The organism is Pseudoduganella violaceinigra DSM 15887 (assembly GCF_000425385.1).
Lineage (GTDB): Bacteria > Pseudomonadota > Gammaproteobacteria > Burkholderiales > Burkholderiaceae_D > Rugamonas > Rugamonas violaceinigra.
This window is the reverse complement of record NZ_KE384358.1, coordinates 422,374-435,241: the sequence shown is the minus strand read 5'-3', so window position 1 is coordinate 435,241 and position 12,868 is coordinate 422,374. Positions and strand designations below refer to the sequence as shown.

Below are 12,868 nucleotides of genomic sequence, written 5' to 3'. Positions count from 1 at the left end.
GGTTGTAATGTAGTAAAGTAGTATTGCGCGTTTGCCCCGGTCCCCTGGTCCGGGGCAAAGCCGTTTTTGAAATTGAGTAAAAAAGCATGGAAACGTCCCTCACCAACTTGCTGGATTTCGATCCGGAACAACTAGTCGCCTACTGCGCCGAGCTGGGGGAGAAGCCTTTCCGTGCCAAACAGCTGCAGCGTTGGATCCACCAGTTTGGCGCCGCCGACTTTGACAGCATGACCGACCTCGCCAAGTCCTTGCGCGAGAAGCTGAAGACGCGCGCCCACATCGTGGCGCCGGCCGTCATCAGCGACCATACTTCCGCCGACGGCACCCGCAAATGGCTGGTGGACGTGGGCAATGGCAACGCCGTGGAAACCGTGTTCATCCCGGAAGAAAACCGCGGCACGCTGTGCATCTCGACCCAGGCCGGCTGCGCCGTGAACTGCCGTTTCTGCTCGACCGGCAAGCAGGGCTTCAACCGCAACCTGACCGTGGGCGAAATCATCGGCCAGCTGTGGATGGCTGAATTCGCGCTGCGCGCGACGAAGGGCATCGAACCCGGGCCGAAAGGCGAACGCCAGATCACCAACGTGGTGATGATGGGCATGGGCGAGCCGCTGCTGAATTACGGACCAACCGCCACCGCGCTCAAGCTGATGCTGGACGATAACGCCTACGGCCTGTCGCGCCGCCGCGTGACCCTGTCCACCTCGGGCGTGGTGCCGAATATCGACAAGCTGTCGCAGGATGTGCCGGTGGCGCTGGCGGTATCGCTGCACGCCTCCAACGACAAGCTGCGCGACGAGCTGGTCCCGCTGAACAAGAAGTACCCGCTGAAGGAACTGCTGGCGGCGTGCAAGCGCTACCTGGAGTTCGCCCCGCGCGACTTCATCACATTCGAGTACTGCATGCTCGATAACTACAACGACTCCGACGAGCACGCGCGCGAGCTGATCGCGCTGGTGAACCACCCGGAGTTCGGTGTTAACTGCAAGTTCAACCTTATTCCTTTCAACCCCTTCCCGGAATCGGGTCTGCTGCGCTCCAAGAATCCGCGCATCAAGGCCTTCGCTGAAATTCTGATGAATGCGGGCATCGTAACCACCATTCGCAAGACCCGCGGCGATGATATCGACGCGGCTTGCGGGCAGCTGGCGGGCGAAGTGAAAGACCGCACCCGCGTGGCTGAACGGATGGAAAAGATGACCGAATACCAGAAGAAGTACGGCGCCGATTTCGGCAAGATTGTGGAGATTCGTTCCTGATGACCGATTTCGCCCAGCGCCGCTTCAAGTGCCTGGCCGCGGTCGCGCTGGCCGGGGTATTAGCGGGCTGCGCGACTTTGGGGCAAGGCCCCAGTGGCAAAGAAGAACTGAAAACCGCCTCCGACCAGACGTCCGCGCAAAAACGCGCCGAGATCCGCCTGCAGCTGGCGGCCGGCTATTTCGAACAGGCCAACTATCCGGTGGCGCTCGATGAAGTGAAGAAGGCGATCGCCGCCGATCCGCAGAATCCGAACGGGTATGGCCTGCGCGCCATCATCTACATGCGGATGGAGGAGAAGGAGCTGGCCAACGACAACTTCCTGCAAGCCTTGAAGCTGGCGCCGACCGACCCGGACCTGAACAATAATTACGGTTCCTTCCTGTGCCAGCACGACCGCATCCAGGAATCGTTCAAGCATTTCGATACCGCGCTGGCGAACCGCAATTACCAGTCGCCGGCCGGCGCCTTGAACAATGCCGGCAATTGCGCGCTGAAGATCAAGAACGTCGACCTGGCCGAGCGCTACCTGCTGCAGGCCTTGAAGCTGGCGCCCGATGTGCCGGAGACGAATATCGGTCTGGCCAAGGTGTACTATGCGCGGCGCGACTATCCGCGCTCCAGCTTCTTCATGAACCAGGTCAGCAAGACGGCCAAGCTGGATGCCCTGCCGGCCGACGTGCTGTGGCTGGGAATCAAGGTGCAGCGCAAGATGGGCGACGAGGGCGCGGAGCAGGGCTTCGCGACCCAGTTGCGGCGACATCACGCCGATTCGGCGGAATTCGCAGCGTATCAACGTGGGGCGTTTGATGAGTGAGAACGGGGAAAGAATGGATTCTGAGCAGGACAAGCCAGTCAGCCAGCAGTATGCCTCCGCGCCCGGGGCAGCACTGGTGGCGGCACGCGAGGCCATGGGCCTGTCTGTCGAGCAGGTGGCAGACCAGCTGAAACTGGCGCCGCGCCAGGTGCTGGCGATTGAGCAAGGGAATATCGATGCATTGCCGAACCGCGCGGTGGCGCGCGGTTTCATCCGCGCCTACGCCAAGGCTGTGCGGCTGGATCCGGCGCCGCTGGTGGCGATGGTGGAAGTGGAAGCGGCCGAAGGTCACGCCACGGCGACCGTGCGCCCGACCAAGGTCACGGCCTCGTTCCAGGAATCGCGTTTTCCTTCCCTGACTGAACGAAATAATGGCAAGCCGCTGGGCGCCATCGTGGCCGGCGTGGCTGTGCTGGCGCTGGCCGGCGCGGCGGCGGCCTGGAAGATGGGCGTACTGCCTCCCCTGAACCTGGCGCCGCATGCAACCGTCGGCAGCCCGGCAGCGTCCGAACCGGCGCCGCCGGTGGTGGTCGCGCCTCCTGCCGCGCAGCCGGCAGAAGTGCCGCTGCAAACGCCGAATGTGCCGCTGATTTCCGTGCCGCCTCAGCCAGGCAGCAACTCCGCGCCGGATGCGGTGGCCGGCGTCGGAGCGCAAGGCGGCGCCGGTAGTGCTGCCGCGTCGCCTGTAGTACCGCCTGCCGCGCAGGAAGCCGTCGGCGCCGCGCCATCGGCCCAGGCGGCAAATGCGCCGGTGCTGGCGCCGGCCAATCGTCCGTCGCTTGCGCTGACGCCGTCGGTTGCCAACGCGCCGGCCGCTGCGCCGGGCCTGATGCCGGCCAAGCCAAACGCCGTGGCGCCAGCCGCCGCGCCGGCGCCGGCCGCGGCCGCGCCTGCTGCTGCGCAAGCCCCGGTCGTGGGCGCCGCCGGCGGCAAGCTGGTGCTGACGGTAAAGGAAGATTCGTGGCTCGAGATCCGCCGCGGCGGACAGGCTAAACTGGTGGCGCGCATGGCGCGCGCCGGCAGCACGGAAACGTTCACCGTGCGCGAGAATGATGTGCTGATCGTCGGTAAGCCGGGCGCCGTCAGCGCCAGCCTGGCCGGCGGCCCGCTGGCGCTGCCGCAAGGCCCCGGCAAGACCTATTCTCTCGTCAACATCAAGTAATAAGAGTAGCCAAGCATGTCTTCTTCCAACAACCCGATCCCTTCCGGACCACTGGCACGCCGTGCCAGCCGACGCGTGCTGGTGCAGCACGGCGAGCGCAAGATCTGGGTCGGTGGCGACGCGCCGGTGGTGGTGCAGTCGATGACCAATACCGACACCGCCGACGCGGTGGGCACGGCGATCCAGATCAAGGAACTGGCGCGCGCCGGCTCCGAACTGGTGCGCCTGACGGTGGACCGTCCCGAAGCGGCGGCCGCCGTGCCTTACATCCGCGACCAGCTGGACAAGATGGGCATCGACGTGCCGCTGGTGGGCGACTTCCACTACAACGGCCATACCCTGCTGACCGAGTACCCCGATTGCGCCGCTGCCCTGTCGAAGTACCGCATCAACCCGGGCAATGTGGGCAAGGGCGCCAAGCGCGACACCCAGTTCGCACAGATGATCGAAGTGGCGGCCAAGTACGACAAGCCGGTGCGCATCGGCGTCAATTGGGGCTCGCTGGACCAGGCGCTGCTGGCGCGCATCATGGATGAAAACGCGGCCCGCGAACATCCATGGACCGCGCAGGCCGTGATGTATGAGGCGCTGATCACCTCGGCGATTGAAAACGCCGTGCGCGCCGAAGAGCTGGGCCTGGCGCGCGACAAGATCATCCTGTCGTGCAAGGTGTCCGGCGTGCAGGACCTGATCGCCGTCTACCGCGAACTGGGCAAGCGCTGCGACTACCCGCTGCACCTGGGCCTGACCGAAGCGGGCATGGGCAGCAAGGGCATCGTGGCCTCGACCGCCGCGCTGTCGGTGCTGCTGCAGGAAGGCATCGGCGACACCATCCGCATTTCGCTGACGCCGGAACCGGGCGGCGACCGCACCAAGGAAGTGGTGGTCGGCCAGGAAATCCTGCAGACCATGGGCCTGCGCAAGTTCACCCCGATGGTGATCGCCTGCCCGGGCTGCGGCCGCACCACGTCCACCGTGTTCCAGGAGCTGGCGGACGATATCCAGTGCTATCTGCGCGAGCAGATGCCGGAATGGAAGAAGACCTTCCCGGGCGTGGAGGCGATGAATGTGGCCGTGATGGGCTGCATCGTCAACGGTCCGGGCGAATCGAAGCATGCGAACATCGGCATCAGCCTGCCCGGCACCGGCGAATCGCCGGCCGCGCCGGTGTTTGTCGATGGCGAGAAGGTGGCGACCCTGCGCGGCGATAATATCGTCGGCGAGTTCCAGGCTATCGTGCTCGAGTACGTGAAGAAAAACTATAGCAAGGCAGCATAAAGAATATGTCCAATAAAGCAGACAAAATCACAGCCATCAAGGGGATGAACGATCTCCTGCCGGCCGACGCCCACTTGTGGGAAATTTTCGAGAACACCGCGCAGTCCGTGGTGCAGAGCTACGGCTTCCAGCAGATCCGCACCCCGATCGTGGAAGAAACCCGCCTGTTCTCGCGCGCCATCGGCGCCGTGACCGACATCGTCGAGAAGGAAATGTATTCCTTCGAAGACTCCATGAACGGCGACAAGCTGACCCTGCGCCCGGAAGGCACGGCGGGCGTGGTGCGCGCCGTGCTGGAGCACAACCTGGTCTACGAAGGCCCGAAACGCCTGTGGTACAAGGGGCCGATGTTCCGCCACGAGCGTCCGCAGCGCGGCCGCTACCGCCAGTTCCACCAGTTCGGCGCGGAAGCCGTGGGCTTCACCGGCCCGGACGTGGACGCCGAAATGATCGCGATGTGCCGCCGCCTGTGGGATGACCTGGGCCTGGAAAACATTCGCCTGGAAATCAACTCCATCGGCGATGCCGAGGAGCGCGCACGCCACCGCGTCGACCTGATCGCCTACCTGGAGCAGCACGAAGAGCAGCTGGATGCCGACGCCAAGCGCCGCCTGCATACCAATCCGCTGCGCATCCTGGACACCAAGAATCCGGACCTGCAGGGAATCGTCAACAGCGCACCGAAGCTGCTGGACTACCTGGGCGAGGAATCCCTGGCCCACTTCGAAGGCGTGAAGAAGATCCTGGATGCCAACGCCATCCAGTACACCGTCAACACCCGCCTGGTGCGCGGTATCGACTACTACAACCGCACCGTGTTCGAATGGGTCACCGACGAACTGGGCGCGCAGGGCACCGTGTGTGCCGGCGGCCGCTATGACCCGCTGATCGAGATGTTCGGCGGCAAGCCTACCCCTGCGGTCGGTTTCGCCATGGGCATCGAGCGCCTGATCGAACTGATGAAGGGCGCCGGCGACACCGCCGCGCCGCGCCAGTGCGACGTCTACCTGGTGCACCAGGGCGAAGCGGCACGCATGCAAGCCTTCATCATCGGCGAGCGCCTGCGCGACGCCGGCCTGGACGTGATCCTGCACTGCGGCAGCGCCAGCGGCGCCGGCAGCTTCAAGTCGCAGATGAAAAAAGCCGACGGCTCCGGCGCAACCTTCGCAGTCATCATCGGCGAGGACGAAGTGGCCAACAACACTGCCGTTGTCAAGGCAATGCGCGCTGCAGAAGGCGAGGACCAGCAACAGACCGTCGCGTTCGAAGGCGTTGTCGATTATGTCGTGGACCAGATCACATGCGGGGACGATTGTGACCACGACCATCACCACCACCATTAATTAAAGATACAGGCAGACTGAAACATGGCATACGATCTCGAAGAACAAGAACAGCTTGCTACCCTCAAGGAGTGGTGGGCGAAGTACGGCAACCTGAGCACCTGGGTGGTGATCGCAGGCCTGGCCGCGTATTCGGGCTGGAACGGCTGGGGCTACTACCAGCGTAACCAGGCGGCGCAAGCGTCCGTGCTGTTCGACGAACTGCAGGTGGCGGCCAACGCCAAGGACAATGCCAAGGTGCTGCGCGTGGCCGGCGATATCGAAAGCAAATACGGCCGCACGGCATACGCTGCGCTGGGCGCCCTCAGCGCCGCCAAGTCCTTCTTCGACGCCAATGACCTGAAGGGCGCCAAGGCCCAGCTGGAATGGGTGCTTGCGCATGGCAACGACGAGCACAAAAATATCGCCGCGATCCGCCTGGCCGGCGTGCTGCTGGACGAAAAAGCCTTCGACGAAGCGTTGAAGGCGCTGGCCGTGGCGACCCTGCCGCAGTTCAAGGCCGACGTGGAAGACCGCAAGGGCGATATCCTGGCGGCGCAGAACAAGCTGGAAGAGGCCCGTGGCGCCTACAAGGCGGCGCTGGAAGCGGCCGGCAAGAACAATCCTGGGCGCCAGCTGATGCAGCTGAAACTCGAATCCATCGGCGGCTCCGTGCCGGAAGTGAAGGCGTAAGGCATGCGTGCGACTCGTACTGTAATCGCGCTGGGCGTACTGGCGCTGGCATCCGGCTGCAGCACCCTGAGCAAGCTGAACCCGTTCGCGAAAGAAGATAAATTCGCCCCGGCCAAGCTGGAAGAACTGAAGCCGGGCGTGCCCGCGCGCATCGTCTGGAAGCACGGCACCGGCAAGGCAGGCGCCAATGTCTTCACGCCGGCACTGGCCGACAACAGCGTGTTCGTGGCCGACTCCGACGGCAACCTGGAGCGCCTGGACGCCGCCAGCGGCAAGCTGCAGTGGCGTAGCAAGACCGGTTCCGACCTGTCGGCCGGCGTCGGCGTCAGCCCGGACGGCAAGCTGCTGGCCGTGGGCGGCGTCAAGGGCCAGCTGATGGCTTTCGACGGCAGCGGCAAGGCGCTGTGGAAGGTGCAGGCCTCGAGCGAAATCCTGTCGGCGCCCGCCGTCGGCGCCGATGTCGTCATCGTGCGCACGGTGGACAACAAGGTCACCGCCTACGATGCGGCCGACGGCAAGAAGCGCTGGTTCATCCAGCGCGTGACGCCGCCGCTGACCCTGCGCAATATGCCGGGCCTGGTGATCGCCAACAACAACGTCTACGCGGCGCAGCCGGCCGGACGCATCCTGGCGCTGGCCCTGTCGAACGGCGTGCCGCGCTTTGAGGTGCCGCTGTCCGAACCGCGCGGCGCGACTGAGCTGGAACGCGTGTCCGATATCAGCGGCACGCCTTCGGTGTACGAGCAGGACCTGTGCGCCGTCAGCTACCAGGGCAAGGTGGGCTGCCTGGACGTCAACACCGGCGTGGCCCGCTGGACCAAGCCGGCGTCGTCGGACGTGGGCGTGGGCGTGGATCAGCGCTTCGTCTTCGTCTCGGACGAGAACGGCGCCGTACAGGCTTTTGCCCGCGAAGGCGGCGCATCGGCCTGGAAGAACGATAAGCTGGCATACCGCCGCTTGTCGGCTCCGGTTTCCTATGGCCGTTTCGTGGCAGTGGGCGACCTCGAGGGCTACGTGCACTTCCTGTCGCGGGAAGACGGCACGGTATTAGGTCGGATCGCCACCGACGGCAGCGCCATCAAGTCGGCGCCGCAGTTGGCCGGTTCGAATGTGATTTTCCAAACCCAGAATGGGACTGTGGCCGCTATCGCGGTCGAATAAAAATAATATGAAGCCGGTAATTGCACTTGTAGGTCGCCCGAACGTCGGGAAATCGACCTTATTCAATCGACTGACCCGCTCGCGCGATGCGCTGGTGGCGGACCTTCCTGGCCTGACGCGCGATCGTCACTACGGCGAGGGCCGCGTGGGCAATCGCCCGTTCCTGGTCATCGATACCGGCGGTTTCGAGCCGGTCGCCAAGGAAGGCATCATGTTCCAGATGGCGCTGCAGACCAAGCAGGCCGTGGCGGAAGCCGACGTGGTGGTGTTCCTGGTCGATGGCCGCCAGGGCATGACCCCGCACGACAAGACGATTACCGATTTCCTGCGCAAGTCCGGCCGCCCGGTGCTGCTGGTGGTAAACAAGGCCGAAGGCATGCGCTACACCGCGGCAGTGTCGGACTTCTACGAGCTGGGCCTGGGCGATCCGTATGCGATTTCCGGCGCCCACGGCGACGGTGTGCACGACCTGGTGGCCGAGGCGCTGGACAAGGCCTTCGCCTCGCGTCCGGCCGACGAGGAAGAGCTGCTGCCGCAGGAGCGCGGCGTGAAGATCGCCCTGGTGGGCCGCCCGAACGTGGGCAAGTCGACCCTGATCAACACCCTGGTGGGCGAAGAGCGCGTGATCGCCTTCGACATGCCGGGCACCACGCGCGACTCGATCGAAATTCCGTTCGAACGCGAAGGCCGCCAGTACACCCTGATCGACACGGCCGGTATCCGCCGCCGCGGCAAGGTGTTCGAGGCGATCGAGAAGTTCTCGGTGGTGAAGACGCTGCAGTCGATCTCGGAAGCGAACGTGGTGATCCTGATGCTCGATGCGCAGCAGGATATCTCCGAGCAGGACGCCCACATCGCCGGCTTCATCCTGGAAACGGGGCGCGCCCTGGTGGTGGCGGTCAACAAGTGGGACGGCCTGCAGTCGGACGACCGCGACCAGGTGAAGATGGACATGGACCGCAAGCTGGACTTCCTGTCCTTCGCCAACACCCACTTCATTTCGGCCCTGCGCGGTTCCGGCATCGGTCCTTTGATGAAGTCCGTGAACGGCGCCTACGCCGCCGCCACGGCCGACCTGCCGACGCCGAAGCTGACGCGCGCCCTGCAGGAAGCGCTCGAGAAGCAGGAGCCGAAGCGCAAGGCCGGCGTGCGGCCGAAAATGCGCTATGCGCACCAGGGCGGCCAGAACCCGCCGATCATCGTCATCCACGGCAATTCGCTCGATGCGGTGTCCGAACCGTACAAGCGCTATCTGGAAAAGCATTTCCGCGATACGTTCAAGCTGGTCGGCACCCCGCTGCGGATTGAGTTGCGTAACGGCAAAAATCCTTTCGATAAGCGCGAAGGCAAGTAAAAAAGGGGGATCTCCCCTTTTTCAGCCTTCCTTAAGGTTTATCTCGCTGCAAGATTTAAAAAAACAAGGTACAGTGTCTTTGGAGCATCCCCGGCACTTGAAATACAGCGCAGCGTCTCCAATTCGTACACAACAACATAAAACGGAGCTGTTATGAGCAATAAAGGGCAATTGTTACAAGACCCATTCCTGAACGCGCTGCGCAAAGAGCACGTTCCTGTCTCGATCTACCTGGTCAACGGCATCAAGCTGCAAGGCCATATCGAGTCGTTCGACCAATACGTGGTCCTGCTGCGTAACACCGTGACCCAGATGGTGTACAAGCACGCCATTTCCACCGTGGTGCCTGCCCGCGCCGTCAACCTGAACATGGAAAACTCCTCCGAGGCAGCGGAGTAACAGCCTTCGTATGCGAGCAGCTTTAGTCGGGGTGGATTTCGGTCAGGGCGACTTCGCTGCCAGTATCGAGGAATTGATGCTCCTGGCCCGCTCGGCGGGTGTGGAGCCGGTCACCACCGTGACCGGCAAGCGTTCCGCGCCGGATGCGGCATATTTCGTCGGCAGCGGCAAGGCCGACGAAATCGGCCTGGCAGTGCAGGACCACAAACTTGAAATCGTCATCTTCAACCATGCGCTGTCGCCCGCCCAGCAGCGCAATCTGGAAAAACGCCTGAACGTCAGGGTGCTCGACCGCACCAGCCTGATCCTCGATATCTTTGCGCAGCGCGCGCAAAGCCACGAGGGCAAGCTGCAAGTCGAGCTGGCGCAGTTGCAGCACTTGTCGACGCGCCTGGTGCGCGGCTGGACCCACCTGGAGCGGCAAAAGGGCGGTATCGGCCTGCGCGGCCCCGGCGAAACCCAGCTCGAGACCGACCGCCGCCTGATCGGCGAGCGCGTGAAAGCGCTGCGCGCGCGCCTGGCCAAGCTGCGCAAGCAGCACGAGACCCAGCGCCGCGCCCGTGGCCGCAGCCATACCTTCTCCGTGTCCCTGGTCGGCTACACCAATGCCGGCAAGTCGACCCTGTTCAACACCATGACCAAGGCCGGCGTGTACGTGGCCGACCAGCTGTTCGCCACCTTGGACACGACTTCGCGCCGCGTCTATATGGGCGAGGAGATCGGCAATGTGGTGGTGTCGGACACGGTGGGCTTCGTGCGCGAATTGCCGCACCAGCTGGTGGCCGCTTTCCGCGCCACGCTGGAGGAAACCATCCATGCCGACCTGCTGCTGCACGTGGTCGACGGCTCCTCGCCGGTGCGCATGGAACAGATCGAGCAGGTCAACCTGGTGCTGAAGGAAATCGGCGCCGACCATATCCCGCAGATCCTGGTGTGGAACAAGATCGATGCGGCCGGCCTGGAGCCGGCAGTCGAACGTAATGAGTATGATAAGATTTCCCGCGTATTCATCAGCGCACGCACGGGCGACGGCCTGAACCTGCTGCGCGATGCAATCTGTGAGGCAGCACGGGATGAGCAGGAGGCGCTCGCCAACCCCAAAGAGGAAGCGGCGCCGGACAGTATTCTCACCTTTACCCAAGTAGGATCTCACTAAAAGAAAAATATGCCTTTTTCCTCTCTCAAGAAAAGACTCGGCAACTATATTGCCCAGGAAGGCAAAAAGCCCGGTGAAGGTCCACCGGACCTCGATCAACTCTGGCGCGATTTCAACCAGCGCCTGAACGGCCTGTTCGGCGGCGGCAAGAACCGCGGCAGCAATACCGGCGGTGGCGGTGGCGGCGGCGACATGAAGGGCGCCGGCTTCACCTTCGGCGCCGTGGCCACGATCGCGCTGCTGGTCTGGCTCGCGTCGGGCGCCTTCATCGTGCAGGAAGGCCAGGCCGGCGTGGTCACCACGTTCGGCAAGTTCGACCACATCACGCCGGCCGGCTTCAACTGGCGCTGGCCGTATCCGTTCCAGAGCAACGAGACCGTCAACGTGTCGCAGGTGCGCACCGTGGAGGTGGGCTACCGCGTCAACGCCAAGACCAAGATGGCGTCGGAAGCGCTGATGCTGACGGAAGACGAGAACATCATCGACATCCAGTTCGCGGTGCAGTACAAGCTCAAGAGCCCGCAGGACTGGCTGTATTCCAACCGCGACGCGGAGGAAACGGTGCGCCAGGTGGCCGAGACGGCCATCCGCGAAATCGTCGGCCGCAGCAAGATGGACTTCGTCTTGTATGAAGGACGCGAGAAGGTCGCCACCGACACCCAGCAGCTGATGCAGGTGATCCTGGACCGCTACAAGTCGGGCGCCCAGGTGACCAATGTGACCATGCAGGGCGTGCAGCCGCCGGAGCAGGTGCAGACCGCCTTCGACGACGCCGTGAAGGCGGGCCAGGACCGCGAGCGCCAGAAGAACGAAGGCCAGGCCTATGCCAACGACGTCGTGCCGAAAGCGCGCGGCGCCGCGTTCCGCCTGATCCAGGAAGCGGAAGCCTACCGCGCCATGACGGTGCAGAACGCCACCGGTAACGCCGACCGCTTCAAGTCCGTGCTGGCCGAATACCAGAAGGCGCCGGGCGTGACGCGCGACCGCATGTACCTCGATACGATGCAGCAGATCTTCACCAACACCAGCAAGGTGATGGTGGACTCCAAGGCTGGCAGCAACCTGCTGTACCTGCCGCTGGACAAGCTGATTGCCCAGGTGGCTGCCACCGAGGCGCGCGCCACCAGCGTGGCGAGCGCGCCACCGCCGACCGCCGTGCTGCTGCCGCCGGAACCGACTACCGATCCGAACCGCCGTGACAGCCGTGACGGCCGTTCGCGTGAATCGTCCCGTGAACGGGAGGGCCGTTAATGAATCGCTTTGCAACTATCCTGATTTCGGGCTTTATCGCCCTGATGCTGCTGTCCTCCACCGTGTTCGTGGTGGACCAGCGCAAGTATGCCATCGTGTTCGCGCTGGGCGAGGTGAAGCAGGTGATCGCCGAGCCGGGCCTGCACTTCAAGCTGCCGCCGCCGTTCCAGAACGTGATCTACCTGGATAAACGCATCCAGACCCTGGATCCGAAGGAAGCCGACCGCTTCATCACCGCCGAGAAGATGAACATCCTGGTCGATGCCTTCGTCAAATGGCGCGTGACCGAACCGCGCCTGTATTTTGTCTCCTTCGGCGGGGACGAGAGCCGGGCGGGCGACCGCATGCAGCAGATCGTCAAGGCGGCGCTGAACGATGAAATCACCAAGCGCACCGTGCGCGAAGTGATCTCGGGCCAGCGCGGCAAGGTGATGGAATCGATCCGCAGCAAGGTGGTGGACGAGGCCAAGCAGATCGGCGTGGAGATCGTCGACGTGCGCCTGAAGCGTGTCGATTATGTCGAGCAGATCAACAACTCGGTGTACGAGCGCATGAAGGCCGAGCGCCTGCGTGTGGCCAATGAAGCGCGTTCCACCGGGTCTGCCGAATCGGAGCAGATCCGTGCCGACGCCGACAAGCAGCGCACCGTGATCCTGGCCGAAGCCTACCGCGAAGCCGAGAAGATCAAGGGCGAGGGCGATGCCAAGGCGTCGCAGATCTACGCCGAAGCCTTCGGCCGCAACCCGGAGTTCTACAAGTTCTACCGTTCGCTGGAGGCCTACCGCGCTTCCTTCAAGAACAAGGCTGACGTGATGCTGGTCGATCCGCAGTCGGACTTCTTCAAGTACTTCAAGAGCGCCGGCAACGGCAAGTAAGCCGCCGCGCACGGCCTGACAGGGCGCAAAACGGGGACGCACCTTGTTAGAGGGTTGCGTCCCCTTTTTTTGCCCCCTTTTTTACCTGCGCCGCAGCAATTCGCGTAAAATACGCGGTTTGGTCATCCGGTTTTCCGGATGGC

Annotated in this window: 12 protein-coding genes; all 12 read left to right on the top strand. The window is 63.6% G+C overall.

Annotated features, from left to right (window positions below):
* Positions 1–86 precede the first annotated feature (86 nt).
* The 12 genes from rlmN to hflC all read left to right on the top strand — a co-directional run bounded on the left by rlmN (position 87) and on the right by hflC (position 12,725).
* Positions 87–1,259: a dual-specificity RNA methyltransferase RlmN gene (gene rlmN / locus H597_RS0124575; RefSeq protein WP_028104438.1), complete on the top strand. Its 1,173-nt coding sequence runs from the start codon at positions 87–89 to the stop codon at positions 1,257–1,259.
* Entirely contained in the window at positions 1,259–2,074 is an 816-nt protein-coding gene (gene pilW, locus H597_RS0124570) for a type IV pilus biogenesis/stability protein PilW (RefSeq protein ID WP_028104437.1), read from the top strand. The genes rlmN and pilW overlap by 1 nt, the downstream gene beginning before the upstream one ends.
* Positions 2,075–2,087: 13 nt before the next feature.
* Positions 2,088–3,236 (top strand): helix-turn-helix domain-containing protein, encoded by a 1,149-nt coding sequence (locus H597_RS0124565; protein ID WP_028104436.1) that lies wholly within the window; start codon positions 2,088–2,090, stop codon positions 3,234–3,236.
* A 15-nt stretch (positions 3,237–3,251) separates the two neighbouring features.
* Positions 3,252–4,514, top strand: a complete 1,263-nt coding sequence (gene ispG / locus H597_RS0124560; protein ID WP_028104435.1) for a flavodoxin-dependent (E)-4-hydroxy-3-methylbut-2-enyl-diphosphate synthase — start codon at positions 3,252–3,254, stop codon at positions 4,512–4,514.
* 5 nt (positions 4,515–4,519) lie between these two features.
* A complete protein-coding gene (gene hisS, locus H597_RS0124555) occupies positions 4,520–5,857 on the top strand; it encodes a histidine--tRNA ligase (protein WP_035375087.1) in 1,338 nt (445 codons plus the stop codon).
* Positions 5,858–5,881: 24 nt separating this feature from the next.
* Entirely contained in the window at positions 5,882–6,529 is a 648-nt protein-coding gene (locus tag H597_RS0124550) for a YfgM family protein (protein WP_028104433.1), read from the top strand.
* 3 nt (positions 6,530–6,532) lie between these two features.
* Positions 6,533–7,690: an outer membrane protein assembly factor BamB gene (gene bamB / locus H597_RS0124545; RefSeq protein ID WP_028104432.1), complete on the top strand. Its 1,158-nt coding sequence runs from the start codon at positions 6,533–6,535 to the stop codon at positions 7,688–7,690.
* A 7-nt stretch (positions 7,691–7,697) separates the two neighbouring features.
* Positions 7,698–9,044: a ribosome biogenesis GTPase Der gene (der, locus tag H597_RS0124540; RefSeq protein WP_028104431.1), complete on the top strand. Its 1,347-nt coding sequence runs from the start codon at positions 7,698–7,700 to the stop codon at positions 9,042–9,044.
* 153 nt (positions 9,045–9,197) lie between these two features.
* Positions 9,198–9,443: an RNA chaperone Hfq gene (hfq, locus tag H597_RS0124535; protein WP_028104430.1), complete on the top strand. Its 246-nt coding sequence runs from the start codon at positions 9,198–9,200 to the stop codon at positions 9,441–9,443.
* A 10-nt stretch (positions 9,444–9,453) separates the two neighbouring features.
* Complete coding sequence (gene hflX, locus H597_RS0124530) at positions 9,454–10,599, top strand: GTPase HflX (protein ID WP_028104429.1); 1,146 nt, start codon at positions 9,454–9,456, stop codon at positions 10,597–10,599.
* A 9-nt stretch (positions 10,600–10,608) separates the two neighbouring features.
* On the top strand, positions 10,609–11,850 hold the full coding sequence (gene hflK / locus H597_RS32385) for an FtsH protease activity modulator HflK (RefSeq protein WP_035375086.1): 1,242 nt from the start codon (positions 10,609–10,611) through the stop codon (positions 11,848–11,850).
* Complete coding sequence (gene hflC / locus H597_RS0124520; protein ID WP_028104428.1) at positions 11,850–12,725, top strand: protease modulator HflC; 876 nt, start codon at positions 11,850–11,852, stop codon at positions 12,723–12,725. Before hflK ends, hflC begins: the two co-directional genes overlap by 1 nt.
* The last annotated feature ends 143 nt before the right edge of the window (positions 12,726–12,868 follow it).